The following is a 25,075-nucleotide window of genomic DNA, read 5'->3' on the forward strand; positions in this document are numbered from 1 at the left end:
GCCCAAGGCGCAGTCGCACTGCAGCATCACTGGGCCTTGAAGCCTATCCGAAAGCCACCCCAGTGTTTGCCCTTAACATAGATGGGCACAGAGAGATCGTGCATCACCTCGCCTGTATCACGTTTGTAGGTCTGCAGCAGCACCGGCTCTGTGTGCTGGCCGCAGCGGATCCCTGTTGGGTCGTTGAACAATCTCTTGGTGCGGTTTTGCAGCATATCCCGCTCCCTATCGCCGGTCAGCGGCTGGCAGAAACGCTGATTGTGAGTCGGAAAGTAGCCCTTCTTATCAACCGCACCGGCGTAAATCACCTCCCGGTGACGCTCCAGTATCGGTTCCTGCAAGGCCGGAAAGTGCTTGTCGGTAAAACCGTCAAAGGCGGTGTTGTATTTGGGTGGCTCTGTTGCCGCTATCGGCCGATATTGCGGCGAAAACAGCTGCTGCTCAGTAAATTTGCCTTCCGCCAATCCTTGCTCCAGCGCCTGGCCGCAAGCCTTGGCGGCCTGCTGCGCTTGTTTGAGAATAAGCTGATCGAAACTACCGGTATCCCAATGGGAAAGCGCCCGGAACATTCCCTCTGTGGTCTGCGACAGCCCAAAGGCCTGACGGGAGATCTGCTCGCTGCGACGACCTGTATCTGTCAGCGACTCGCTGATATGGGTAATAGCATTGGAAATATCCGCCGTCGTGCCGCGATATTCACGTAAAGCCGCCTCAATCTGCTCCAACGCCTGCGCCGAGTCCTCGACACCCGAAGCGATACTGTCAAACCTCTGCTCCAATGAATTCATGGCATCCACGGCGCCGGCCGTTTGGCTAACCACCTGATTCATTAGCTGTGAGGTGCCATCGGTCAGCTCTCTAATCTGGGTCAACATGGCGGCAATATTCTGAGTAGCCTCTGCGGTCTTGGCCGCCAGACTGCGCACCTCATCGGCCACAACGGCAAAGCCCCTGCCCGCCTCTCCGGCTCTGGCGGCTTCAATGGCGGCATTGAGCGCCAACAGATTGGTCTGGGCAGCAACACTGTCAATCACTTCGGTGATTTTGCCTATGGCATCGGCCTGCGCCTTGAGTTGCCCCACGCCGGAGGCGGCCTTGTCGACATCCTGACTCAAGGCTTCAACCGCACGAAAACCACTGACAGCATACTGACGCCCTTCCATGCTGACACTGCGGGATGCCTGTGCCTGATTGAGCACCACTTCGGCGTGTTCACTCAAGACCACGGTAGTATGACTCAGCTGATTGGCAGCCACGGCAATTTGCCCGGCTTGCTGGCCACTGGAATCCAGAGTGAGCTTGAGCTGGTCAACAAAGTGGGACACTTCGGCAGCGCCGATAGCAATACGACTGGCATCCCGGCCCAGTTGCTGCGCCGCCTTGTCATCACCTGCGCTCTCGCTGGATACCTGCTTGGCATTTTGAACCACAGGGCGGGAAGCCCAGCGCAGCGCCAATACAGGGCCAAGAAGCGCAAGACACCATCCAAGCAGTGAAAGTAATAGATTGTCGGCACTTAAAGCCAACTGGACACAACCCAGTGCCAGCGCCCCGAGCAGCAAACCCGCCAGCATAGGCCAAATACGGTTTTCCTCAGACATGCAGCCTCCCTTCCTATCCTTAGTGTTGGTTTGCACCAAATAAGGGATTCTTGAGTTTTCAGCATAACCCAAAGCACAGCGATCTGCCGAATTGGACATAAGTCTATAGTGAGGCTATGAACTTCTACGGCGGGAGACGGTAAGCATGATCAGGCGTGGCTTCACACTGCCGGCAGCCCGACGGGCGGACAGGTGCATTTAGCGTGGGAAAGCTGCTAGAATCTGCCACTCTTTTTCAACGCATTGATGAGACATTGCAAAGATGGGCAGAGCATATCAAAACCGCAAGGAATCCATGGCCAAAACGGCCGCACAGAAGACCAAGGTCTACTCCCGTTACGGGAAAGAGATCTACGTGTGTGCCAAGGGTGGCGGTGTCGATCCCGACGGTAACCTGGCACTGCGGCGCCTGATTGAGCGCGCCAAGAAAGATCAGGTACCGGCACACGTTATTGACCGGGCTATCGACAAGGCCAAAGGTGGTGGCGGTGAAGACTATGATACTGCCCGCTATGAAGGTTTCGGCCCGGGTAACTGTATGGTGATTGTCGACTGTCTGACCGACAACGGCAAGCGCACCTTCACCGAGGTTCGTCAGGCCTTTGTGAAGAATGATGCCAAACTGGGTGGCCCAGGCACTGTGGCCCACATGTTCGATCACCAGGCGGTATTTGTCTTCCCCGGTGAAGATGATGAAGTGGTTCTCGAGGCCCTGATGATGGCCGATGTCGATGTTGCCGATGTCGAGTTGGAAGATGGCATGATCAGTGTCTACGCCCCCAACACAGAATTCTACAAAGCCAAGACGGCATTGCAGGAAGCCTTCCCCGAGATCAACTTTGAGATGGAAGAGATCACTTTCGTGCCACAGAACATGGTGGAAGTGTCCGGTGAAGATGTCGCCCAGTTCGACAAGTTTATTGCCGCACTGGAAGACTGTGATGACGTGCAAAATGTCTATCACAACGCCGAGATCATCGAATAATCTCAAAGATTTAGAATATGGAAAAGGGACCAGATGGTCCCTTTTTCATTTCTGCATCAAAGTTAAGTCCTTGAATTAACGCAGTTCCATTTCCTGGATGATCTCGTGGGCAATTTCCGGGGTCGTCACCTCGGGCTTTTCATGAAGATCGGCTTTGAGCTGTCCCTTTCTGTGCTTGAGCGCCGCTTCCAGTTTTTTGCCTGCCTCGGCGATAGCCGGATACATGACTTCGTTCTTGCCGGAGGCCGCGACCGCCACCCCCTCGTAATTGGTTCGAATATCAACCTGATGTACGCCATGCTCTTTGGCAATAATGATGTCCAAGCCGATCAGGCTGGGAAAATGCTTGGCGATTTTGGAAAACTTCTCTTCGATATGGCTACGTACTGCTGCTGTAACTTCAACATGATGACCTGAAAGCTGAATTTTCATAGGTTTTCCTTTTTTCTGCTGATTCACTTATAGAGCTTGGGGCTTTCAGCGTAAAACACAAGGGGCAATGTTCAAATAAAGCTCGATAAGTGCCTTATTCTGCTCTTGTATGGTCAAAATTAATCCAGAGTTCATCATACTCCCTGTTTAGTGCTGTTTTTATCGCCTGTAATTAGCTCGATTTAATTCAGTTCAATATTTTCAGCCCCTTCATTATCAAACCCTGGCCAACTTGATACAGGCATCATTTACAAGTAAAACACGAATGCTAATGTTTATCATTAAGCATTATTAAGATAGAATCAGCGCATCTCTTTCCCTTGATGACCAATGCACTATCCGCAGCAATCATGAAATCTTTATCTCTATTACAGTTTCCCAGGCGCCATCCCCAAGCCCTGACCATTATCAGCCGGGCGCTGGCATCTATTATTGGCGGTTATCTTATTGCGTCTTTGGCCTGTGCCCTGTTGGCTGTGAGTCTGCCGATGAGCCGTATCGACAGTACAGTGTGCGCCATGATGCTGTCTTTTTTGATCTACGCCCTGGTGGTTATCAGGGTATTTTGCATCAAACGCAGTTTGCGGGCCTGGCAGGAACTCCTGCTGCTGGCGGCCGCCTTGTTTGGCGTGCTGAAACTGCTGGGGGCTTGAGATGAAAGACAGTTTTTTTCGAACTATGACCTGGCTACACACCTGGGTAGGCCTGCTGGTTTGTTGGGTACTGTTATTGGTGTTTTTTGCCGGCACCCTGAGCTACTATCGCCATGAAATCAGCCTGTGGAATCAGCCTGAGCTACACAAAGAGGTGTTCCAATCCTACGATACCACCCGCCTTACTGAGCAACTGAGTCAGGGCGAGGATTATCTCAGGCAAAATGCGGTCAACGCCCAGCGCTGGCTGATTGAATTCCCCACTGAGCGTCATCCCATGTTGAGTTATGGCTGGCAACAGCCGCCGGAGCCGGGACAGCGCCGCGGCGCCTTCAGTGAACATGCAGTCAAGGCCGATAACAGCGGCTATGTGACTGAAGTGCGGGAGAGCCGCGGCGGCAACTTCTTTTATCGCCTGCATTTCGATCTGCATTATATCTCGGCCATCACGGCGCGCTGGATTGTCGGTTTCTGCACCATGTTTATGCTGCTGGCGATCATCTCAGGAATAGTGATCCATAAACGCATCTTCAAGGACTTCTTCAGCTTTCGCCCCGGCAAGGGCAGCCGTTCCTGGCTCGATGCCCATAATGTCAGTTCGGTACTGGCACTGCCATTCCATCTGATGATCACTTATACCGGGCTTATCACCCTGATGATCATCTATATGCCTTGGGGCATATTGGTCAACTATGACAGTGACCGCCGGGAATTTATCAATGAAGCCCGCCCCGGCAGCAGCTTCACCCGCATAGCTGCCGCCAATGAAGCCGCGCCTCAATTGCCACTGGCAAGCTTCCTGCCCAAGGTGCAGCAAACCTTTGCCGAACTGCCGCTCAAGTCGGTGTCAGTGATCAACCCGGATGATGCCAACAGCCGGGTAGTGGTCACTTTCAACACAGGCGAGCAGGTTACAGAGCGGGAGCTGTTTATGGTGTTCAGCGGTACTGATGGCGAGCTTCTCTACAGCGCGGACAACGACATCAGCGCCGCCAAGGCAACCCACGACGCCATGATGTCCTTGCACACCGCCCGTTTCTCCGGCCCCGTACTGAGGGGGCTCTTCTTCCTTCTGGGGCTGAGCGGCTGCGTGATGATAGCCAGCGGTACCTTGATGTGGGCGGTTAAGATTCGCCAGAAACAACAAAAAGCCATCAGTCAGGGCGCCAAGCCCAGCCTGGGTCTGCGCCTGGTGGAAACGCTGAACCTGATGTTTATCCTCGGCCTACCCCTGGGTACAGTGGCCTTTTTCTATGCCAATCGCCTGCTGCCGGCCTCTTTGCCTGGCCGCAGTCAATGGGAGGTTCACAGTTTCTTTATTCTGCTGGTGATCAGTGGCCTGCTGGCTATCTGGCGCCGAGACAGAGCCATGTGGCGCGCTCAACTGGCGGCGCTGACAGCCGCACTGGCGTTCTTGCCGCTGCTGAACGCCCTGACCTCGCCAGCCAACCTGCTGAGCAACCTCGCGGCCGGTCAATGGCAATTGGCAGGATTTGATCTGCTGGCGCTGGCCTTCGCTGCCCTTGGCTTATTTGCCTTCAAGCGTTTGGGGAGACAGCCAATGAAACAAACGGCCAAGGCCCAAAAACTTAAGGCGGTGCGCGGATGATGATTGCACTTATTGCGTTGACTTATCTCGCCTTTGGCCTGCTGGCCATGTCCATGTTCGGTCATTTCCGTGAGGCCATGGGGCGCGCGCCAAAAACATTGGAAAGCCAGCTATTGTATGTCAGTGGTTGGCTGACGCTACTGATGAGCCTGATACTGTGTGTCACAAAATATGATTGGGGTTACGGTAGCATACTGTTTTTCGGTCTGATGACGCTGGCTGCCCTACCTGTGGTTTTACAGCTCAGCTATGCCAGCCGTAGCCTACCAAAAACGTTAATATTGGCACCTGTCATCCTGATAGCGGTTTGGTTTATCTAGCCAACTCTGCCTCAAACCATGAAAAAGCGCTGCAACTGCAGCGCTTTTTAGTGTGTATCTCAAAAGAGATCCAGCAATCAGCGAGGATTTTTCGGGTTTTTACAGCCTTTGCCCTTACATCCACCTGTGTCACCGCCACCGCCGGTGCCACTGCCGGAGCAACCATTGGCGGTCAGATAATCCACAGCATCCTTGGCCTGTACCAGACCATAACCTGTCTCATCATCACGGCCGGAAGCGCCAAGATCTTCGGCGGTGGCACGCAATGCCGCACGAATGTCACTGTTGCTGCACTGAGGGAAATGACTCCACACCAAGGCCGCAACCCCGGCCACATGAGGTGTCGCCATCGAAGTGCCGTCGAAGTATGCATAGTTACCCGCGCCGATATCAACGCTGGCATTGCTGCCCACGGCCGCCAACATGGCCGCACCATCGGTATCACTCACACCCACAGACGGAATGGCGGTAACCACCTCACCCAGAGTCCCGTTTAAGGCCCCCGGCTCATTGTTGTAGATAATGGCCGCAACACCACCGCCGTTTTCACAGGCGAGCACCTTGTCGGAGAAGGCGATATTACCGCGCTGAATTAAACACACCTTGCCGGCGGCATCACACTGGCTCTCACCTGTGCCGCAGTCAGCCAGAGTACCGGCGGCGCTACCTGTAGGTGAGCCTTCCATACCTATGGCCTCATAACCATTGCCGGCAACAGCGGCAGCAGCTACCAATGCAGTGCCCATAGGCACAGAGGAAAGTACGCCGACCCCCGGGCCGGAGAGCTCAACCTGACTGGTACGCTGTGAGAAATCCGCATGCTGCTTGTTGGCATCCACTGCGGCAACCGACACCACAGAGTTATAAGATGCCGGATAAGAGTGACGGGTATTACCGTCGTTACCGGCTGCAGCAATACTCAGAATGCCGCGACTGTCGGCGGCAGCAAAGGCGCTGTCCTCGGTGCGGCTCTTCATGCTGCCACCCAGACTCATGTTGATTACCTTGGCGCCGGCCTGTTCACACTTGTCCAGTGCGGCAACCAGGCTGGATGAATAGCCCCAACCATCGGCATTGAATACCTTGATAATGTGCAAGTTAAGATTGCCGTTGGGGTTTACGCCTACCACACCAACCCCATTGTTGAGCGCGGCAATAGTCCCGGCCACATGGGTACCATGATGGTTTTCATCTGTGTACCAGTTGCCGGTACCCGGATCATTGGTGCCATCAACATTGTTGCCCGATAGATCTTCATGAGCCAACTGGTAACCCGAATCTATGATGCAGACCTTCATATTGCCGGTCTGGGCGTCACTGAGTTGGTCGGCCTGCACCATGGGAATACCATAAGGCACTATCTGTGAAAGCGGGAAACGCTTCACATCCGCTTCGACATATTCCACGTTGGGATTGTTGGCCAGGCCCTTGAGAGCCTGAGCCGGAATAGAAAAAGCGGCGGCGTTGTGGGCCGACAGATCCAGCTCCATTTTGGCACCCATGGCCTTCATCTGCGCCATAGTGCTGGGGCCTTTCCCCTCCTTAAACTTGACTATGTAGCGCTCGTTATCTGCAGCCTGTGCACCGACGCACAGCGCCAAAGTCACCGCTGCTGCGAGGGGCTTGTAAAATGCCTGCATAATGTTCTCCTGCAATTTGTTTTTGGTCTGCATTTCGATCTATCTCGAAATATTATTTTTATTAACAATTGAAACAAGGTGTTTACACACGCTATTGTTATAGCGCTGCCAGACTTGAGATGCAAGACTAAAGTAGGTGGAATGACCAAAGAATTAAGACCAAAGAACTAATGGCAGACATTCATGTAATTAACTTTAAAAACAACACTTTAATAAAGATCTCCTCTTGATTTTGCCAAAAAATATCGAGCATAAATGGATCCTGCCCCCCAGTGGCAGACAAGGGTTTGGCAAATAGGCTATAGTGGCCGCTACTTTGCAAACCGTCTCAAGGAGCATCCAATTGAGTTTTCATCTGACCGTATCCTGGCAAACCAGCCCGGCGCCCGAGGGAGAGTTCAATCGCGATCATCAAATAGACTTTGGTACTGGCCAACAACTGCTGGCGTCAGCAGCCCCCGAATACAAAGGCAATGAAACCAAAGTCAACCCGGAAGAGAGTCTGCTGGCGGCACTGTCGTCCTGCCATATGCTGACTTTCCTGACTATAGCTCACTTGAAGCGCTTACCGGTCGAGAGCTACCGGGATAACGCCACCGCAGAAATCGGCAAGAAGGAATCAGGTAAAATCGCCGTGACCCGCATGACTCTTAATCCTGAAGTGACCTTTGCCGAAGGCACCGAGATAGATAGGGAAACATTGGCAAAGATCCACGAAAAGGCACATGCCAACTGCTTTATCGCCAACTCTCTGGCGGCAGATACCGAAGTGGAAATTAATTTCTGAGCAATAAAAACGGGTGCTACCGGCCTGGGAACCAAGTGGCCGATAACACCCTAACACCTGCACGGGGGATGCAAATGCATCCCCCGTTTTTTATACCTCGACGTTTACTTAATATCGTCCGCTTTCCCCTTGGGAGGCATGGGGCGAGCATTCAATGCCGGTATCGGCTCCCGCAACAATTCATCCTTGAGATAACTGATAGCCCGCTCAAGCTGGGCGTCTTTGCCGTTGAAGGTTGCCAGTGGCAAGTTGTCTACCTCGATATCCGGGCTGACACCTCGGCCTTCAAGCACCCAGCGACCATCGATGGCATACTGAGGATACTCGGCAACCCGCGCCATGCCCCGGTCGGTGAGGCTGTTGCGACCCGAGAGCCAAACCCCGGCGCCCGCCGTCTGTTTACCCACCAAGGGCGCCAATCCCAGTGCCTTTATGCCGGCGGAGAAGGTTTCACCATCGGAGTAGGTCAACTGATCTGTCAGCACCACCAGGTGGCCGCGGAACGTCTGCTGCATGTTGACATAAGGCGCACCTGTTGTGGGTTGCCAGAAGGCCCAGGCCTTACGCAGCAGCTTTTCGATAATCCAGCTGTCGATATTACCGCCACGATTGCGGCGCACATCGATAACCAGGCCATCCTTGTCATAGTTGGCGTAAAACTCGCGGGCAAAGCTCTCAATATCATCACGGCTCATGGCATACAGATGCAGATAACCTATCTTGCCGTCGCTGGCCTTGGCCACCTTATCGGCATTGGCATTGACCCAATCGAGATACCTGAGTTTGGCATTGTCACGGTTGCTGATGGCCTGCACTATTACCTTGTGCTGCTTGCTGCCGCGCTTGAGGCCCAAAAGCACCTGTTTATCGGCCTGATTACGCAGCATGGAGGTGAGCTGCGCCAGGGTAGCCAGCTTACGGCCATTGATATGGGTGATGATGTCGCCATCGCGGACATCGACTCCGGGGCGCGCCAGCGGTGAGGCCTGCATCGGCAACTCAGGGTCGGTGCGATAGATATGGCTTACCTTGACACCATCTTTCACCTGACTCAGACGTGCACCCAGCTCGGCGGCCTTGGGCATATCGGGATCCTTGGCAAAGTCACCACCGCGCACTTGAGAGTGCAGCGCATCCAGTTCCCCCATCATCTGAGTGAAGATGTCATTCAGCTCATGCCTGTCGGTGAGCCGGTCCAGCAATGGCTGATATTTGGCCTTGGCGGCTTGCCAATCGACACCGCGCATCTTCTTGTCGAAAAAGGAGTCTCTGTGCATCAGCCAGGCATCTTCAAAGATCTGCTGCCACTCCTGACGCGGTTGAATGGCGAGTTGCCACTGGGATGTTTGCACCACGGCATTGCTGAGATCGCCCGGCAGTTTGTCACCCACTGGCACTATTACCATCTCTTTGGGATTGCTCTGCTTACGCAGCAATACCTTGCTCTGATCGGCCGAGAGCTGATAATCGCGCACATCATCGGCGAAGGTTTCCAGCTTGGGGCTCAAAGGGTCAAACCTTACCAGCTTGAGCGCCGACTGTTCGCCTGTGATATCGCTATCGAGCAGATAGAGCCCCGAGTCCAGCACCTGCAAATTCTGGTAGTTACCCGCCTCGATGGGGACTTGCCACAGCCGCGACTTCAGGCCTTGCCAATCCACTTGCAGCTTATCGTCAGCGGCCTTTTCATCACCGGCAATAGCGCCTTGCAGCTCGTTGGGACGTTGGAATGGGAAACGGGCATCCTGACTCAATGCCAGGGCAAATATTTGGCTACGCTTGTCAAATACGGGGCCCATGTTGCGATCGCCCCAAGGCGAAGATGGAGTGGCCTGGAACTCACGGTTTGACAGGAAATAGAGCCACTGGCCATCCGGGCTGAAGCTGGGCGAGAAAGACTCGTACTTGTCGCTGGTCAGCATCTCGCCCTTGGCGGATTCCAGCGAGTAGAGCATCACCTGGCTGCGCTGGGCACCGACTTCCGAGCGAGTCAAAGCCAGGAAGCGGCTATCCGGCGACCAACGGATATCGACATAGGGGCCGAGACCTTCGTTGTTGGTCACTATCTTCTTGTTACTGCCGTCTTTGAGATCCAGCAGCCACAAATTACCGGCATAATCATCATGAGCCAAATAACGCCCATTGGGCGACAGCTCCAGGCTCATTCTCAATGTGTTGCCATCTTGGGTCAGCTGCTTGGCGCCAGCGCTGCCATCGGCGGGATAACGCCAGATCTCCTGCTCACCGGAAGCATCCGAGATGGCATAGACCCAACGGCCGTCATGACTCATCAGTGCATTGCGCATTCTATGCTTGCCGTCCGAGTCCAGCTCTACCAGGCGGGAACCATCTGTAGTCGCCAGCGCCACATGGCTGCGGGCAGTGATGACCACCTTGTCTCCTGCCGGGGCCAGCCTGGCACTGGTGGCAAAATCGAGCGGATCGTTAACCCAATGTTCACGCCGCTCGGGGAAGTCTGAGGCCAGACGCAGATCCAGCTTCTGCTCCTGCCCGGAAGCCAGGTCCCACAGGTGAATATCGGCACCCAGCTGGAACACTATGCGGCCGCCGTCCAGATAGGGGCTGCGCACTTCGAAATCACGATATTGAGTCAACTGTTTAAGATCTGAGCCATCGCTGGCCATAGACCAGATATTGGCGTTGCCATCGGCATCCGAGACGAAATAGACCCGCCCCTGCCACAGCATGGGATGACGCAGCGAGCCCTGATGCTCTTTGCCCAGCCGCACAGCCTCTTTGTCCTGCCCCAGTTGATAACGCCACAGTTCACCCATGGCGCCGCCGCGGTACACCTTGGCATTATCCCCTGTGGTTTGCAGCCCAAAGCGGCTGAAGTAGACATACTCGCCTTGTGGGTCAACCACGCCTTCTATGGCATCGGCCAACGGCAGATCGCGGGTTGTCAGGGTATCCGGGTTTACCGAGCGCAGCACCCAGTAGTTCGCCGGCCCCTGGGCATTGTCTGTGGCATAGAGAATTTCGCCATTTGCGGTCCAGCCCTGTAGCCGAACCTGGCTGTTTTCGAAACTGACGCGCTTTGCAAGCCCGCCACTCATGGGGATCACATAGACTTCCTGGGCACCATCATAGTTGGCGGTAAACGCCAGCGATTTTCCATCGGCAGAGATCTTGGCATTCAGCTCTTCGGCCGGCAGGCTGGTCAAACGGGCAGCTTTCTCCTGCCCGAGTGTCTGAGTCCAGATATCCCCTTCGGCAGTAAACACCAGGGTATTGTCATGAATCGCGGGCGAACGGTAATAGCCCTGACCCGCTTCTGCGGCATAGGCGGCTGCACTGCCCAAAGTTCCCAATGCCAGCATACAGCAGGCCACGGAGTGACGAAGTTTCATCAATGCCTCTATTCTCTGTTATTAATCAGTTAGCGCGGTTTTACGAGCCCAACAAGTTAGCAGAGAAAGCGGCGGGATTCAGCTGTTGCCGACGACAGAAGTTTTAGCAAATGTGTCGGCAGGCATACTGAAAAAATCAAACTGATAGCGGCCAGCCGTGGGTAATTTTGCTCAAGGATTCATTCACATCGAACAGCCTGATGCGTATGTTGTGGGCGCCCATGGCCGCCACTCGTTGTGAGTGCATGCAGGCGTAAGCTTCGGCGCTGGCTTCATCTTCAAACAGATAGATGCCACCGGCCTCGCCGCTGCGTGGGTTTTCGGTCCAGATTTTGGCAATGAAACCCGGCTCCCGGGTAATGGACTCGGCCAGAGGTTTGGCCTGCTCAGTCAGGGCATCGCCCATCATTTCGGCGGGAAATTCAAAATCAATTTGCAATAGAGTGGTCATTCAACCCTCCCCTTGGTTTGCGGATTAATGTCAGGGAAGATGCAAACAAGTGATTGGCCTTGAATGCCTGTCACTGTTAATGCTGCTCGCTTGGCAGATAGCAGCATGAGAACCTTCCTTATGAAATCATAAAACTGCGGCGCGTTCGCTACAAGGAGGCACAAATTGGTGGCATAGTTACCCTAAAGTAACTTGCGCCCAGCCTTATGACACTCAATCAGCAAGCCCCTCTCTGCCCGGCCTATCAGGTTCTGCGGCTGATCTGCGGCAAATGGAAACCCGCCATTCTGTTCCTGCTGCAACAGCAGCCACAGCGCTTCAGCTACTTAAAACGGCATCTACCCGGTGTCAGTCAAAAAGTGCTGACCGCTCAGCTAAAGGAGCTGGAGCAAGACGGCGTACTCACCCGTACTCTCTACCCTGAAGTGCCGCCCAGGGTCGACTATCGTCTCAGTCCGCTTGGAATGGCACTGTTGCCGCTGCTGGAGCAGATGCACCTTTTTGCCGAGCAAAACGCCGACTTGCTGACGGGAGAGGCCCAATGAAACCTGTGCCCTGGCTCGATGGCATGAAGCGCTGGCATTTTGCCTTGGCCACGCTTTTATTATTCGGTACTGAAATATTGATAGCCCGCTACGCCCCGCCCGGCTTCATCCGCGGGTTTATCGGCGATCTGCTGGTAGTAATATTGATGTTTTGCGCCCTTAAAACTCTTACCCCTTGGACAAGTCGGTTGCTGCTTCCCTTGGTGCTGGCATTTGCCTTCGCCATAGAGTTTGGTCAGGCCTTTGGCTTGGTGGATAAGCTGGGGCTGGGCCATATTCGCCTAGCACGAATCGTTATCGGCAGCCACTTCGACTGGCTGGATCTGCTGGCATACAGCCTGGGTTGTTTGCTGTTACTCCCGGGCTCCCTTGCGCTACCTTTCCCGGGGAAGAGACAAGCTCAAAGTGCCCGGGAATAACCCCTGAATAAAACTCAGTTTCGGTGCTTGCTCCCCGGCTTAGGCCAATATCAGCACCACCTGGGCGGCATTGGGCTGAGAATTACCCGCTAAATCGGGCTAAAAGACCGGGAGCAGGTTGGCAGCTGCCCCCCGTGGATTTGACGGTTCAAAAAGGCGGTTTAAAAATCACGGCTCAAAATAAGCTTAAACCTTGTAACGCTCGCTAGCGGGTCAGGCGGTTTATCAACACCTGATGCTGAGGGAAACGCTCGAGCAGTTCATTACGGCCGAACAGCTTGAAGTCATCGAAAGTAAAGCCAGGTGCCACCATACAACCTACCAGCGAATAGCCCGGATTATTCATTGCCGAACCAAAAATAGTGCCTTTGGGCACCAAGACCTGTGGCCGCTCACCTTTGGCCAAGTCCATCCCGAGTTGCGCCTCGGTCAGCTCACCCTGCTCTGAGAGCATATATATGGTCAGCGACTCGCCACTGTGGAAGTACCACATCTCATCGGCCGTCAGTTGATGCAGGTGGGACACTTCCCCCGTCTTGAGCATAAAGTAGATGCTGGTCCACAGGTTACGGCTGTCATCATAGTGACTGTCCGAAACGAATGAACGACCGAAATACCCGCCCTCAACATGGGGCTCAAGCTCGAGTGCCTGGATAACATCATCGGCGGTCAACATAAAAAACTCCTGTTATTAAAATAAGGGCAGGCTCCCTGCCCTGTGATGGATTGAAACTGACTGACTTCCCGGTAACTTTTTTTAAGCCCGTAACTCTTTTTAAGCCCCGTCACTATATTTAAACTCAGTCACTCTCTTTTAAGCTCAATCTTTAGTCTCAGTGATTCTCTTTGACTTCGAGACTCTGCTCGAGACGCTCAAGCAAGGCTTGCCAGCGCTCGCTCTGCTCGCGATTAAGCGCTTGCGCATTCTCGGGCGCCGTAGCCTGATGGATAAAGGACTGCTGCTTCAGTTGCTGCTGGGCCGCTTCTTTCACCTGAGCCGCTTCATTTAGGCTCAAGGCCTTGGCTAAAGCATCCGGCAGCGTCAGTTGATAATCTGCAACTATGCCTCGTACCAGCACTGCCGCCTGCTCAAGTTCACCGGCTTCGATGGTACTTGTCAGCAGATCCAATCGGCCGTCGATATCACTTGGCTGCGCGGCCAGAGCTTGCTGCTGCCTGGGGGCCATTCCCGCTCTTTGCTGCACACTCTGTTCTGCCACGGCGCGATTCTTGGCAGCAGCGCTTTCTTGAAGATGCATATCCTGTTGCTGAACAGCCTGTTCCTGAGGTGCCGCTCGCTTGGCGGCCATGGACTGCGGCGCCGCCATCGGCTCAACTCTGGCGGGCTGCGCCGCATCTTCAGCGCTATCTGGCTGCGGGCTGATTTCCAGATTAGCCGGAGCACTGAGCTGCGGCGCCGATGCGTTTCGCAGTTCGGGATTCAGAATAAACAACCCTGCCACCAGCATCACAGAAGCCGCTGCGGATAGGCCATATCTGTGCTTTTGCCAGAAACCGGGTGCCGGACGGATCACCTCTGGCGCTTGACGGCAGTTGTCCCTCGCCTGCTGCAGAATGTGCTGATCCAAGGCCAGAGGCGGCTGCTCGACAGCACCTTCACGATAGAGCGCATCTATCTGCGACTCTGGTGTGGCAGCATCATCGCGTTTGTTCTCTGTCATTCAATGCTCTCCTGGGTCTTGCGCCCCAAACAGTCACGCAGGCTCTGATAGGCATAACGTATCCGGCTCTTGGTGGCCTCCAGCGTTGCCCCGACCACTTCGCTGATCAGTTGCGCCGTCAGCCCGGACTCCTGATTTAGCAAGAAGGCTTCCTTCTGCACCTGGGGCAAGAGGCCGATGCACTCCTTGAGCCAGGCGACCTGACGACCTCGCAGCAGTTCGCTATCCGGCTCGGCGGTTTGTGGGCCCAGCAGATTGGCCTGCGCATCCGGCTCATCCTCAACTATGCTGAGACTGTCGACCGGTTTAACCGCCCGCACATGGTCAATCAGCAGGTTATGAGCTATCCGGTACAGCCAGGTAGTAAACTTGGCGCTGGGTTGATAACTCTGCGCCGCCTTGATCACCCGGCTCCAGGTTTCCTGATACAAGTCTTCAGCCAAGGCCATGTCACTTAACTGACGGACAAAATACCGGTAGAGTCCGCCCTTGTGTTTAAGATAGAGGCGCTCAAAAGCTTGGGCATCCCCGGCGGCATAAGCCAGCATCCAGGTCTCATCCTCTCCACTTGGCATTCCCGTCTGCCTTTGCTGTTCCAAATTCTCTCTCCTGACCGGCAGCTTAATTGGTTATTGGGATGAGAGTTTGCCTCTACACCATTGGGCTGTAAAGCCCGCTGGCGCGACTCTGGATCTCAGTTTTGCCTACGCCCCTGTTCCAGTGGTTTAAATCCGTCGGCCGGCATAGGTTCAAACATAGGTTCGGACATAGGTTCGGCTCTGGTTTTATCTGCCACGACTTTGCGTCCGGGCTTAAGCGCGCCTTGCCCGGCCAACAGCGCGGCGCTGCGAGCCAGGCTGACAAACTCATGTCGATAACCGTATGGGTCTTCGCCCTTGGCCGAATCGGCAAGCTCGGCGACCCGGCGCCAGTCAAAGTCATGCAGATACACTGAGCCGTTAAGCAGTTGCCCAAGCCCGGCTACCGCCGCGGCGAAACGCAGATCATCACTGGCGAGCGCAAGCGACTTGTGGGCAGAATCCAGGCGAATGCCGTGAGTATAAAGCTGGCTCTTACTGTCTTTGCTACTGTCACTCAAGGGCGGTTTGGCTCGCAGTTTCAGATAGCCAAGCTCTTCACGGCTGTATTTTTCCTTGCCGCTGACAGGGTCGCGACCATAGCGCAATGCATCGTTGGCCAGGTTATGTGAATCCGTAAGGCTGAGCTCATATAGGGCCGTCACCGCATGTCCGGCGCCCATTTCGGCGGCGTCGACCTTATCGTTGTTGAAATCCTCCCGCTTGAGGGCGCGGTTTTCATAGCCGATGAGGCGATACTCGGCCACCAGCGCCGGGTTGAACTCGAGCTGCACTTTGACATCCGACGCTATGGTCAGCAGGGTACCGCTACGCTGCTCCACCAGAATTTTACGGGCCTCGCTCAAGGTATCGATATAAGCGTATTGGCCATTACCCTTATCCGCCAACTGCTCCAACATACTGTCGCGGTAGTTGCCTAGGCCAAACCCCAGAGTCGTCAGGCCAATCCCCTGCTGCTTTTGTTGTTCAACCAGTGCCAGCAGCTCCAGCCTGCTGGTCAGACCCACATTGAAGTCGCCATCGGTGGCCAGCAGAACCCGATTTACCCCGCCACTGATAAAGTGCTTGCGGGCCAAACGGTAAGCTGTTTGGATGCCTTCGCCGCCATTGGTGCCGCCGGCGGCCTTAAGCTCAGCCAAAGCGGCGTCTAGGCTCTCTTTATCGGCACCATTGATACCGTCCAGTACGACGCCGGCCTCACCGGCATAGACAACTATCGACACCTTGTCCTGTGAGGTGAGCGTATCGCTGAGCATTTTGATGGCCGATTTCAGCAGCGGCAACTTGTCCTGCGATGACATGGAGCCGGAAACATCCATTAAGAACACCAGGTTGGCGGCGCCTATCTGACTGGCAGGCACTTCATAACCCTTAAGCCCGATACGCAGCAACATCTTGCCTTCATTGTAAGGCGACGGTGCCAGCTCAGTACTGATGGAGAAAGGCTCGCCTTTGTCCGGCTGTGGGTAGTTGTAGTCGAAATAGTTAATCAATTCCTCAACTCTCACTGTGCCCTTGGCTGGCAATGCTCCCAGGTTGATACTGCGCCGCATCAGGCTGTAACTGCCACTGTCCACATCGACGGAAAAGGTCGATAACGGTGTTTCGCCCGCCACCATGATGCCGTTGGCGATATACACCTCCGAGCCATTGGCAAGCACAGTGGCGCTGGGATAATTCACATCCGCCAGAGTCAATTCAGCAGGCACGCTCAAACTTCTTGGCTGGACACTCGGCTGGTACAAAGTCCGTGACGATGCAGCGCCGCTGACGGCTAACTTCTGAGCTTGCGCATGGGTTATAGCATTCGCGATATCCCGCCCGGGGTCTTTGCTTGGCAGCACAGTAGTTTCAACCTCAGAGGACTGAGCCTCGCTCGCTTGATTGGCTACCTTGGGTAGTTCATGGGACTGCTGTGGCTGACAGGCAGTCAGCCACAAACTGCCAACTAGAATGGCCAACAGGCTAAGATGATATTGGCGCCCGGCAATGGCGGCGCTTTGATTTATCCCCATCTTCCCTTTGGTACTCACCTTGCATTTGCCAGGCAACATTGTCGCCTTCATAACATTTCTCCTTATTCGGCTGTTGTTATTGCAAACGGGCAGCAGAAGCAAAAGGGTTATCGAACCCACAATAAATCTTGCAAATAAGCCAAAGCACTGGTGAATGATGGCTAAGAAACGCCAAGCGACCAAGGCAGATAAAAAGAGAAGAGCAAACGTGAAAAACCGAATTGCTTTCGACCAAACACACTTTTACCCCAAAAAAAAGCTTAAAATTTAGCTTTTGAGCCACACGTCACACAAGGCGGGTTTACAGAAGCCTAAAATAACGGCTCTTTTTTTCCGGCCACAAGCCGGTTCGATTTTCTGGAGCCCTGTCGACGTGCCTCACATAAGCAATTTCAGAACCCAACTTTTTTCTTTGCGCCTAGGCCATGCCCTGCGTGAAGTCATCGCCAAGGAAGGCTATAGTGGTAAACACTTTGGCCAGGATCTGATGGCCGGGGTCACAGTGGGGATCATCGCCATTCCATTGGCTATGGCTTTGGCTATAGCCAGTGGTGTTGCCCCTCAATATGGTCTCTATACCGCTATCATAGGCGGCTTTATCATCGCCCTTACCGGCGGCTCACGCTACTCAATCTCTGGCCCAACCGCGGCCTTTGTGGTGCTGCTTTATCCCATAGCTCAGGAGTTTGGCCTCGCCGGTCTGTTGATGGCGGGGATGATGTCAGGGGGGATTCTGATAGCCATGGCGCTGCTGCGCCTTGGTCGCCTGATCCAATATATTCCCCAGTCGGTGACGCTGGGCTTTACCGCCGGGATAGGGGTAGTCATTGCAGTTCTACAGCTGAAAGACTTCTTCGGCCTCCCGATAGACAGCATGCCGGAGCAGTTTGGTGAAAAGCTGCAGGTACTGGTACTGGCACTGCCACAAACCGATTTTCCCAGCTTAGTGGTCGCATTGGTCACTCTGGCTGTGATGCTGTTGTGGCCAAAACTGAAATTGCCGGTACCGGCGCATCTGCCGGCCATCATTATCGGCAGTCTACTGGCACTGCTGCTCGGCAGCTTTGGGCAAGAGGTAGAAACCATAGGCAGCCGCTTCCATTATCTGCTGCCCGACGGCAGCCAGGGCAATGGTATTCCCCCCTTCCTGCCAAACTTTGAGTGGCCTTGGTTGCAGCCCGGGCCGGATGGTGAACCTCTGGGGCTTTCCTGGCAGATGGTAAAAGCCCTGGCCCCAGCCGCCTTTGCCATCGCCATGTTGGGCGCCATCGAATCCCTGCTGTGCGCCGTAGTGCTCGATGGCATGACAGGTAAGCGTCACAGCGCCAACAGTGAGCTGCTTGGTCAGGGGATAGGTAATATAGTGGCCCCTTTCTTTGGCGGTATCACGGCTACAGCTGCCATCGCCCGCAGCGCGGCCAACGTCAAGGCCGGTGCCTTTAGCCCGGTATCGGCGATTATCCACTCCCTGGTAGTACTCCTGGGGCTGGTGGCGCTGGCCGGCTTACTGTCCTTCCTGCCGATGGCGGCCATGGCGGCCTTATTGCTGGTTGTAGCCTGGAACATGAGCGAAGCTCCCAAGGCCTGGCAACTGCTGAAAACCGCGCCGCGCAGCGATATCTGGGTATTTTTAAGCTGCTTTTTTCTGACGGTAGCGTTCGACATGGTGATCGCCATCTCTTTCGGGATCATGCTGGCGGCCCTGCTGTTTATGAAAGAGATCGCCGAGATGACCCGCCTCTACGATATCAGCCACAATAAACGTTATATTGACCGGCCACTACCGGACGATTGGGTAGTACTTAAGATTAATGGCCCACTGTTTTTTGCCGCGGCGGAGCGCATCTTTGCTGAAATCGCGCAGATGACTCAGGATAAACAGACAATCGTGCTCTATATGGATGGGGTGTCCATTCTCGATGCCGGTGGTATGGCGGCGTTGAACAAGCTGATACGCAAATGCCAAAGTAACGATACCCGTTTGCTGGTCGCCGATCTGCAATTCCAGCCAATCCGGACCCTGGCCAAGGCCAAGGTTCAGCCTATCGAAGGTGTGCTCAAGTTCTATCCCACTTTGAGAGAGCTAATTGAAGAACAGGTGCCGCTCAGCATAGATGGTCAAACTAGCGCAGAAGCCGCCCATATCAAACCGGCACAATAGCACTATTGAGCATTGATTATACCTTCACGCGCCCGGTCTTATCCGGGCGCTCGCTTATCCCGCCAAAGTAATAACCATCGCAAACTACTGACACAATTGTAAGAGATTGGCTATCCCCCCCACTTAAGCCAATCTGCTAGTATGCGCGCTGATAAAAAGGGCGTTGATTAAAAAGCACAGGATAAAAAAGGCGCAATATTGATTTGCCGCCGTACATTGCAAAGGACTGGGAATGCAAGCAAAACAAACAAAGCTCTGTAACCTGTTAAAGCTGGTTGCCGGGCTGGGACTATTCAGCCTGAGCCAACTGGCGCAGGCTAATGAGGATAAAACAGAAGCGGAGATCCGCTGGCAAACACTTAGCCCGATAGCCAACCTGTATCTGAGTCAAGCCAACGCGGAAGACTTCATCGCCCAAGGAGATAATGAAAAAAGCCGCTACAACAACTACGCCGGTGCCCTCGCCTATTACCTAATGGCCACAGAACGCGATAGCAGCAATATCTGGGCGCCCTATCAAGCCGCCGGTACTCTGGCAATGCTGGAACTTAAAGACCAGGCTATCGAAATGCTGCAACTGGCCGACAGCCGCGGCCTGTGGCAAAAGATAATGCTTGAGGAAGACGAAGAACTTAACGCCATCAGAGACTCGGATGAGTACCGCGCCGTGCTGGAAAAGGTTAAACGTCGTTATCCTCAGCATGCAAAAGATGCCGGTACAGCTTATATCCACCACCCTCATGGGACAGCCCCTGAAGGTGGCTGGCCTGTGCTGGTCTGGTTATCCGGCTATGGCACAGAAGGCAGCAACAGCACCCATATGGCCGAACTGCTGACGAGTGAACGGGCAATATTTATCGGCATCAACGGCACGGAAAAGCTCAATGAGCACAGCTTCCGCTGGGCCAGAACCGAAACCGAGTCCAGTCACCGGGCGGTGCAGCAGGCTTTAGCCCTGGCGGCAAAGACCAGCCCTGTCAACAAGCAGAAAGTAGCACTGATGGGCTTTTCCCAGGGTGCCCTTCACAGCGCTCACCTGCTGGCCAAACACCCGAATGATTATGTCGGCGCCCTGCTATTGTCTGCAGGCGGCATGCAAACCGAGCTCAAAACTTCGGCCCCCGCCGGTAAGCGACTGGTCATCTCATACGGCGAACAGGAACACAGCAGTAATCTGGCGCTGGATAAACAGCTGGAACAATTTTTTAGCCCGGATAATCAACTGCAGCTCAAACCGCATCAGGGCGGACATTTCTTTGATGATGCCTGGCAGCAGAAATACCCGGATTATGTCAATTTCGTATTGGAACTCAATTAAGGAAGATTAGATGGAACTGAAAAGTACCTCAGGTTTTAAATCCTATTTTACCCCCAAGCGCATTCTGATAGGGGTGGGCATATTGGCGGCCCTGGGTATTGCCCAAAGCTCAGTATTGATGACAGATGCCGGTTACACCTATGTGCATCAGAACAATGTTACCGGCTCTTTGGATGTGTTCACCGAGCCCGGCATCCACTTTCGCATGCCGTTTCTGTCGAAAATAACCCGCTATGATCAGGTCGTTACCGTCTCCTTTGGCAACAACCAGGGCGAGGTATTCTACCAACGTCTGCCGGCGCTGCAGGTACGTTTTGCCGATACCTACACAGGCCAGGTACCGGCCACTTTCCGCTTTAAGCTGTCTTATGATCCCGAGCAGCTCAAGACCATGCATCGGGAGTTTCGCTCCAACGACAACCTGATTGACACCATGTTGATCAAAAACGCCCGCAACGTCACTGTGATCACCTCAACCCAATATACCGGCGAGGAGTTTTTCCAGGGCGGCCTCAATCAGTTCAAGGCACAACTGTCGGATCAGCTCAGCAACGGTATCTATACCACTGAGCGACGCCAGGTTGAAGTCGAGCAGGTGGATCTGGTGCCGGTGGGCTTCGATCAGGAAGATTCCAACAAGCTGCAAGCCACCAAGCAATTGGTGTGGAAGACAGTGCCTATTACCGACAAGAGCGGTAATCCGGTACGTCAGGATAACCCGCTAAAACATTATGGAATCACGGTCACCCAGGTCACTATCGGCGATCCCAAGCCGGAAGATCAACTGGACAAGCTATTGACCGACAAGAAAAAACTGGTTGCCGAACGGATCCGTACCATTCAAGAGCAGGAAACCTCCAAGGCCCAGGCCAAGACGGAGCAGCTGCGCAAAGAGATCCAGCGTACCCGCGAAGTACAGGATGCCCAGCGTGCCAAGGAGCTGGCGGTTATTGCCCAGCAAAAAGAGGTTGAAGTGGCGCGGCAAATCGCCGAGCGTGAACTGGTGGAAGAACGCAAGAAGAAAGATATCGCTACCCTGAGCAAGGCCAAGGAGCTGGAAATCGCCCAGGCCAACCTGGAGATCCAGAAAGCCAACTCGGCCTCGGCCATGTTTGAGGCCAAGGCGATCCGTGAAAAAGGGATAGCCGAAGCCGACGTACTGGCGGCGAAATACAAGGCATTGGGTGCTCATGAGAAAGTGTATCTGGCCGAGCTGAATCGGGATGTAGCCAACGCCCTGTATCAGAACCTGCCCAACTTCAAGGTGGATATGCCGAAGAACTATATCAACGGCAGTGGCGGCAACGGCATGACCTCCAATCTGGACGTGATCACCGGCTTGTCGGCGTTGGGACTGATGGAAAAAAGCACCACCCTTGGCAGTAAAGCATCCGCCAAATAACAGGCTGGCTAGAAAGTCAATTTTAGGGAGGCTTAGCCTCCCTTTTTATTCGCCTTCATTTCAGGTCATACTGATATGCCCAACCGCAAGGAGGCCTTATGTCTAAGCACTCATCCGTTTCACTGCGCCCGCAGCGCCGCGCTATCTCGCTTGCAGCGGCTCTCTCGACGGCAGCTTTGTTGACAGCTACCGTGAGTGGCTCTGCACTGGCTAAAAATTCAGCGCCATCGGTACTGAAGGATATCCGCCTGCCCCAGGGCTTTAAGATAGAAGTCTATCTGGATAATGTCGCCAATGCCCGCCAGATGGCGCTTGGCAGCCAGGGCACACTCTTTATCGGCAGTCGCGGCGAAGGTAAAGTCTATGCCGCAATAGATACAGATGCCGATGGCCGCCATGACAGGGTTAAAGTGATCGCCTCCGGGCTCAATATGCCTTCCGGGCTGGCTTTTCGGGACCAGACTCTCTATGTAGGCGCCGTGAGCCAAATTCTTGCCTTCGATAATATCGAGCAGCAGCTGAGTCAGAATGCTTCCCCGAGCTACCGAATCTTTTATGATGACTTACCCACAGATAAGCATCACGGCTGGAAATACCTCAAGTTTGCCGCCGACGGCCGCCTGTATATACCCATAGGCGCACCTTGCAATATCTGTGATGCCGGCAGCGACTACAGCAAAATAATCAGCCTGGATCTCCAAAGCAAACAACCGAGGCTCGAAGCCGCCGGTGTGCGCAACAGTGTCGGTTTCGACTTCGACCCTATCAGTGGCCAGCTGTGGTTTACCGATAATGGCCGCGACATGATGGGAGACGATATGCCAGCCGATGAGCTCAATCATTTGAGTCAGCGCGGCCAACATTTTGGTTATCCCTACGTTCATCAAGGGGATACCCTGGATCCTGAATTCGGCAAAGGTAAGCAGCCCGCCGATTTCAGCCCACCTGAAGTCAAGCTGGGCGCCCATGTAGCGGCGCTGGGGATGACCTTCTATCGCGGCGACAGCTTCCCCAGGGCCTATCACGGCGGCATTTTTATTGCCGAGCACGGCTCCTGGAACCGGTCCAGCAAGGTGGGATATCGAGTGCGTTTCGTGCCGATAAAACAGGGCAAGGCCGGTGAACCTCAGGTGTTTGCCGAAGGCTGGCTCAAGGGCGAAACCGTATCCGGACGCCCCGCCGATGTACTGCAGTTACCGGATGGTTCCTTGCTGGTAGCCGATGATGCCAAAGGCCGCCTCTATCGCATCTTTTATTCGGGCTGATTTTTGTCCGAAACACAGTGTTCAAGGGCAGCGCGCGCCGTCCTGTCATGATATTATCTGCAGCCATTATCGCCCGGCCTTGGGAACAACGCCGGGTTAAGGACGTTGCGAACCACGCCTTTTATCAAGGCCTGTAAGCCCACGCAGAGCACGCATGGAACTGGTTTGCACCGTCCGTTACTGTACCCGACCTGGAAACAGGCAAAATATTATAAATAAAATCAGTAGTTAAGGAGTTATCATGCAAGCCCTCGTTGCTGTTGTAATGGGTTCCAAGAGTGATTGGCCCACCATGGAAGCGGCCGCAGAGATCATGGATTCTCTCAAGGTGCCCTACCATGTCGAAGTGGTTTCGGCCCATAGAACCCCAGACAAGTTGATGGAATTTGCCGCATCAGCAGCAGACAAAGGATACAAGGTCATCATAGGCGGTGCCGGCGGCGCCGCTCACCTGCCGGGTATGATAGCTTCCAAAACCCGCTTGCCTGTACTGGGCGTGCCGGTACAAAGCAAGGCTCTCAGCGGCATGGACAGTCTGTTGTCGATAGTGCAGATGCCCAAGGGGATTGCCGTAGGAACGCTGGCCATAGGGACAGCCGGGGCATTCAATGCCGGCCTGCTGGCCTGCCAGATGCTGGCAACTCAGGACTCGCAACTGGCCGAGCGCCTCGAAGCCTTCCGCGAAGCTCAGACCCGCGCGGTACTGGATAATCCGGATCCGAGGGAAGACTGAGATGGCTGACAAGAGAGTTTGGGTACTGGGCGATGGCCAACTGGGTGCCATGTTGCGTCATGCCGGCCAACCGCTGGCGATAGATGTCCGCCCGGTGGATATCATGGCGCCAAGCGATGAAAAGTTGCCGCTGACAGACACAGATATTATTACTGCCGAACGTGAGCAGTGGCCCGAGTCACCCCTGAGCCTGCAATTATCGCAGCACTGTCATTTCATCAATGGTCCGGTATTTGGCCGCCTCGCCGACAGATACACCCAAAAATCCCTGCTGGATCAGCTCAAGGTGGCCACTGCGCCTTGGGAACTGCTGGACGAAAACACCCAAGTTAATGATCTTTATCACAAATATGGTGAAAGAGTTCTACTGAAACGCCGCACCGGCGGCTATGATGGCAAGGGACAACACTGGCTGAAACAGGTCGAGTCGAGCACTATCCCAGCCGATTGGCGTAATGAGGCGATTGCCGAGCAGGCGATCCCCTTCGATGAAGAAGTGTCTCTGGTTGGGGTTCGCAGCCGCAGCGGCGAGTGCTTCTTTTATCCCTTAACGCTCAATTTGCATCAAGATGGCATTCTGATGGCATCGATAGCCCCCTTGGCCCGGTTGCAACCATTGCAGGCCGAGGCCGAAACTATGCTCAGCAGTATAATGCATGAGCTGGAGTATGTTGGGGTGATGGCGATGGAGTGTTTCCGGGTGGGCGATCACCTGCTGGTCAATGAGCTGGCGCCAAGAGTGCACAACTCAGGGCACTGGACTCAGGCAGGCACTCATATGGATCAGTTCCAGCTGCACCTGCGGGCCCTGTGCGAATTGCCACTGATGACGCCTCAGGTTAACTTCCAGTGTGTAATGGTCAACCTGATAGGCATAGATAAGGACGACCGTTGGCTGAGCCTGGCCAATGCCGAGCTATTCTGGTATGACAAAGAGGTGCGCCCCGGCCGTAAGGTAGGCCACCTGAACTTGTCGGTACTGGATAAAAACGCGCTGGCAAACAGCATCAGCCAGCTTAAGCAGTGGATGCCGACTCAGTATCAGGCACCACTCTCATGGATACAGGCAGAGTTTGACTGAAAAACG

General features: G+C 54.4%; 22 protein-coding genes. 13 read left to right on the forward strand and 9 right to left on the reverse strand.

The window, feature by feature from the left end; translation table 11 throughout:
- Nucleotides 1-26: 26 nt before the first annotated feature.
- Nucleotides 27-1,601: a methyl-accepting chemotaxis protein gene (locus SIL79_RS19785; RefSeq protein WP_071476264.1), complete on the reverse strand. Its 1,575-nt coding sequence runs from the start codon at nucleotides 1,599-1,601 to the stop codon at nucleotides 27-29.
- A gap of 262 nt (nucleotides 1,602-1,863) precedes the next feature.
- Between SIL79_RS19785 and SIL79_RS19790 the strand changes: the two genes are divergently transcribed.
- Nucleotides 1,864-2,586, forward strand: a complete 723-nt coding sequence (locus SIL79_RS19790) for a YebC/PmpR family DNA-binding transcriptional regulator (protein ID WP_071476265.1) — start codon at nucleotides 1,864-1,866, stop codon at nucleotides 2,584-2,586.
- A 75-nt stretch (nucleotides 2,587-2,661) separates the two neighbouring features.
- Here SIL79_RS19790 and hpf read toward each other — a convergent pair whose 3' ends face one another.
- Nucleotides 2,662-3,018 carry a ribosome hibernation-promoting factor, HPF/YfiA family gene (gene hpf, locus SIL79_RS19795; protein WP_039033763.1) on the reverse strand — a complete coding sequence of 119 codons (357 nt, stop codon included), beginning with the start codon at nucleotides 3,016-3,018 and terminating at the stop codon, nucleotides 2,662-2,664.
- A gap of 350 nt (nucleotides 3,019-3,368) precedes the next feature.
- On the opposite strand from hpf, the gene SIL79_RS19800 reads away from it, so the two are divergent.
- The 3 genes from SIL79_RS19800 to SIL79_RS19810 are packed head-to-tail and all read left to right on the forward strand — an operon-like array spanning nucleotide 3,369 to nucleotide 5,600.
- Entirely contained in the window at nucleotides 3,369-3,671 is a 303-nt protein-coding gene (locus tag SIL79_RS19800) for a hypothetical protein (protein ID WP_071476266.1), read from the forward strand.
- Nucleotide 3,672: 1 nt separating this feature from the next.
- Nucleotides 3,673-5,280 (forward strand): PepSY-associated TM helix domain-containing protein, encoded by a 1,608-nt coding sequence (locus tag SIL79_RS19805; RefSeq protein ID WP_071476267.1) that lies wholly within the window; start codon nucleotides 3,673-3,675, stop codon nucleotides 5,278-5,280.
- A complete protein-coding gene (locus SIL79_RS19810; protein WP_071476268.1) occupies nucleotides 5,277-5,600 on the forward strand; it encodes a DUF3325 domain-containing protein in 324 nt (107 codons plus the stop codon). The genes SIL79_RS19805 and SIL79_RS19810 overlap by 4 nt, the downstream gene beginning before the upstream one ends.
- Nucleotides 5,601-5,677: 77 nt before the next feature.
- Here the strand turns inward: SIL79_RS19810 and SIL79_RS19815 are convergent, their stop codons facing one another.
- Nucleotides 5,678-7,240 (reverse strand): S8 family serine peptidase, encoded by a 1,563-nt coding sequence (locus tag SIL79_RS19815; protein WP_071476308.1) that lies wholly within the window; start codon nucleotides 7,238-7,240, stop codon nucleotides 5,678-5,680.
- 343 nt (nucleotides 7,241-7,583) lie between these two features.
- Between SIL79_RS19815 and SIL79_RS19820 the strand changes: the two genes are divergently transcribed.
- Nucleotides 7,584-8,027 (forward strand): OsmC family protein, encoded by a 444-nt coding sequence (locus SIL79_RS19820; RefSeq protein ID WP_071476269.1) that lies wholly within the window; start codon nucleotides 7,584-7,586, stop codon nucleotides 8,025-8,027.
- A 104-nt stretch (nucleotides 8,028-8,131) separates the two neighbouring features.
- Here the strand turns inward: SIL79_RS19820 and SIL79_RS19825 are convergent, their stop codons facing one another.
- Both SIL79_RS19825 and SIL79_RS19830 read right to left on the reverse strand, forming a co-directional pair.
- The gene (locus SIL79_RS19825; RefSeq protein ID WP_319619910.1) at nucleotides 8,132-11,398 is read right to left on the reverse strand and encodes a S41 family peptidase; all 3,267 of its coding nucleotides are present in this window, start codon (nucleotides 11,396-11,398) and stop codon (nucleotides 8,132-8,134) included.
- Between the two features lie 136 nt (nucleotides 11,399-11,534).
- Nucleotides 11,535-11,849, reverse strand: a complete 315-nt coding sequence (locus tag SIL79_RS19830) for a monooxygenase (protein WP_025010933.1) — start codon at nucleotides 11,847-11,849, stop codon at nucleotides 11,535-11,537.
- Between the two features lie 206 nt (nucleotides 11,850-12,055).
- Between SIL79_RS19830 and SIL79_RS19835 the strand changes: the two genes are divergently transcribed.
- Together SIL79_RS19835 and SIL79_RS19840 are read left to right on the forward strand one after the other, a co-directional pair.
- On the forward strand, nucleotides 12,056-12,394 hold the full coding sequence (locus SIL79_RS19835; protein ID WP_039033759.1) for a winged helix-turn-helix transcriptional regulator: 339 nt from the start codon (nucleotides 12,056-12,058) through the stop codon (nucleotides 12,392-12,394).
- Entirely contained in the window at nucleotides 12,391-12,813 is a 423-nt protein-coding gene (locus SIL79_RS19840; RefSeq protein ID WP_052248018.1) for a ribosomal maturation YjgA family protein, read from the forward strand. Before SIL79_RS19835 ends, SIL79_RS19840 begins: the two co-directional genes overlap by 4 nt.
- Before the next feature lie 205 nt (nucleotides 12,814-13,018).
- Here SIL79_RS19840 and SIL79_RS19845 read toward each other — a convergent pair whose 3' ends face one another.
- The 4 genes from SIL79_RS19845 to SIL79_RS19860 form a co-directional block, all read right to left on the reverse strand.
- On the reverse strand, nucleotides 13,019-13,489 hold the full coding sequence (locus SIL79_RS19845; RefSeq protein ID WP_039033758.1) for a cupin domain-containing protein: 471 nt from the start codon (nucleotides 13,487-13,489) through the stop codon (nucleotides 13,019-13,021).
- 157 nt (nucleotides 13,490-13,646) lie between these two features.
- A complete protein-coding gene (locus SIL79_RS19850; RefSeq protein ID WP_039033757.1) occupies nucleotides 13,647-14,495 on the reverse strand; it encodes a hypothetical protein in 849 nt (282 codons plus the stop codon).
- Nucleotides 14,492-15,070 carry a sigma-70 family RNA polymerase sigma factor gene (locus SIL79_RS19855; RefSeq protein ID WP_039033756.1) on the reverse strand — a complete coding sequence of 193 codons (579 nt, stop codon included), beginning with the start codon at nucleotides 15,068-15,070 and terminating at the stop codon, nucleotides 14,492-14,494. The genes SIL79_RS19850 and SIL79_RS19855 overlap by 4 nt, the downstream gene beginning before the upstream one ends.
- Nucleotides 15,071-15,189: 119 nt before the next feature.
- Nucleotides 15,190-17,160, reverse strand: coding sequence for a vWA domain-containing protein (locus SIL79_RS19860; protein ID WP_052248017.1), 1,971 nt, complete (start codon nucleotides 17,158-17,160; stop codon nucleotides 15,190-15,192).
- 322 nt (nucleotides 17,161-17,482) lie between these two features.
- On the opposite strand from SIL79_RS19860, the gene dauA reads away from it, so the two are divergent.
- The 6 genes from dauA to purK all read left to right on the forward strand — a co-directional run bounded on the left by dauA (nucleotide 17,483) and on the right by purK (nucleotide 25,069).
- On the forward strand, nucleotides 17,483-19,270 hold the full coding sequence (gene dauA, locus SIL79_RS19865) for a C4-dicarboxylic acid transporter DauA (protein ID WP_039033755.1): 1,788 nt from the start codon (nucleotides 17,483-17,485) through the stop codon (nucleotides 19,268-19,270).
- Between the two features lie 232 nt (nucleotides 19,271-19,502).
- Nucleotides 19,503-20,588, forward strand: a complete 1,086-nt coding sequence (locus SIL79_RS19870) for an alpha/beta hydrolase (protein ID WP_039033754.1) — start codon at nucleotides 19,503-19,505, stop codon at nucleotides 20,586-20,588.
- 10 nt (nucleotides 20,589-20,598) lie between these two features.
- A complete protein-coding gene (locus SIL79_RS19875; protein ID WP_039033753.1) occupies nucleotides 20,599-21,990 on the forward strand; it encodes an SPFH domain-containing protein in 1,392 nt (463 codons plus the stop codon).
- 98 nt (nucleotides 21,991-22,088) lie between these two features.
- Nucleotides 22,089-23,255, forward strand: a complete 1,167-nt coding sequence (locus SIL79_RS19880) for a PQQ-dependent sugar dehydrogenase (protein WP_162206765.1) — start codon at nucleotides 22,089-22,091, stop codon at nucleotides 23,253-23,255.
- 241 nt (nucleotides 23,256-23,496) lie between these two features.
- Nucleotides 23,497-23,988 (forward strand): 5-(carboxyamino)imidazole ribonucleotide mutase, encoded by a 492-nt coding sequence (gene purE, locus SIL79_RS19885; protein ID WP_025010942.1) that lies wholly within the window; start codon nucleotides 23,497-23,499, stop codon nucleotides 23,986-23,988.
- Between the two features lies 1 nt (nucleotide 23,989).
- Nucleotides 23,990-25,069 carry a 5-(carboxyamino)imidazole ribonucleotide synthase gene (purK, locus tag SIL79_RS19890; protein WP_039033752.1) on the forward strand — a complete coding sequence of 360 codons (1,080 nt, stop codon included), beginning with the start codon at nucleotides 23,990-23,992 and terminating at the stop codon, nucleotides 25,067-25,069.
- The last annotated feature ends 6 nt before the right edge of the window (nucleotides 25,070-25,075 follow it).

Source organism: Shewanella indica (assembly GCF_033842865.1).
GTDB lineage: Bacteria > Pseudomonadota > Gammaproteobacteria > Enterobacterales > Shewanellaceae > Shewanella > Shewanella indica.

Coding starts and splice junctions, on each gene's coding strand:
- SIL79_RS19810 (WP_071476268.1), top strand. CDS start 5,277: ATGATGATTGCACTTATTGCGTTGACTTATCTCGCCTTTGGCCTGCTG.
- hpf (WP_039033763.1), bottom strand. CDS start 3,018: ATGAAAATTCAGCTTTCAGGTCATCATGTTGAAGTTACAGCAGCAGTA.
- SIL79_RS19850 (WP_039033757.1), bottom strand. CDS start 14,495: ATGACAGAGAACAAACGCGATGATGCTGCCACACCAGAGTCGCAGATA.
- SIL79_RS19860 (WP_052248017.1), bottom strand. CDS start 17,160: ATGAAGGCGACAATGTTGCCTGGCAAATGCAAGGTGAGTACCAAAGGG.
- SIL79_RS19870 (WP_039033754.1), top strand. CDS start 19,503: ATGCAAGCAAAACAAACAAAGCTCTGTAACCTGTTAAAGCTGGTTGCC.
- SIL79_RS19835 (WP_039033759.1), top strand. CDS start 12,056: ATGACACTCAATCAGCAAGCCCCTCTCTGCCCGGCCTATCAGGTTCTG.
- SIL79_RS19815 (WP_071476308.1), bottom strand. CDS start 7,240: ATGCAGGCATTTTACAAGCCCCTCGCAGCAGCGGTGACTTTGGCGCTG.
- SIL79_RS19880 (WP_162206765.1), top strand. CDS start 22,089: ATGTCTAAGCACTCATCCGTTTCACTGCGCCCGCAGCGCCGCGCTATC.
- SIL79_RS19845 (WP_039033758.1), bottom strand. CDS start 13,489: ATGTTGACCGCCGATGATGTTATCCAGGCACTCGAGCTTGAGCCCCAT.
- SIL79_RS19785 (WP_071476264.1), bottom strand. CDS start 1,601: ATGTCTGAGGAAAACCGTATTTGGCCTATGCTGGCGGGTTTGCTGCTC.
- SIL79_RS19790 (WP_071476265.1), top strand. CDS start 1,864: ATGGGCAGAGCATATCAAAACCGCAAGGAATCCATGGCCAAAACGGCC.
- purE (WP_025010942.1), top strand. CDS start 23,497: ATGCAAGCCCTCGTTGCTGTTGTAATGGGTTCCAAGAGTGATTGGCCC.
- SIL79_RS19805 (WP_071476267.1), top strand. CDS start 3,673: ATGAAAGACAGTTTTTTTCGAACTATGACCTGGCTACACACCTGGGTA.
- SIL79_RS19825 (WP_319619910.1), bottom strand. CDS start 11,398: ATGAAACTTCGTCACTCCGTGGCCTGCTGTATGCTGGCATTGGGAACT.
- purK (WP_039033752.1), top strand. CDS start 23,990: ATGGCTGACAAGAGAGTTTGGGTACTGGGCGATGGCCAACTGGGTGCC.
- SIL79_RS19840 (WP_052248018.1), top strand. CDS start 12,391: ATGAAACCTGTGCCCTGGCTCGATGGCATGAAGCGCTGGCATTTTGCC.
- SIL79_RS19830 (WP_025010933.1), bottom strand. CDS start 11,849: ATGACCACTCTATTGCAAATTGATTTTGAATTTCCCGCCGAAATGATG.
- SIL79_RS19855 (WP_039033756.1), bottom strand. CDS start 15,070: ATGCCAAGTGGAGAGGATGAGACCTGGATGCTGGCTTATGCCGCCGGG.
- SIL79_RS19875 (WP_039033753.1), top strand. CDS start 20,599: ATGGAACTGAAAAGTACCTCAGGTTTTAAATCCTATTTTACCCCCAAG.
- SIL79_RS19800 (WP_071476266.1), top strand. CDS start 3,369: ATGAAATCTTTATCTCTATTACAGTTTCCCAGGCGCCATCCCCAAGCC.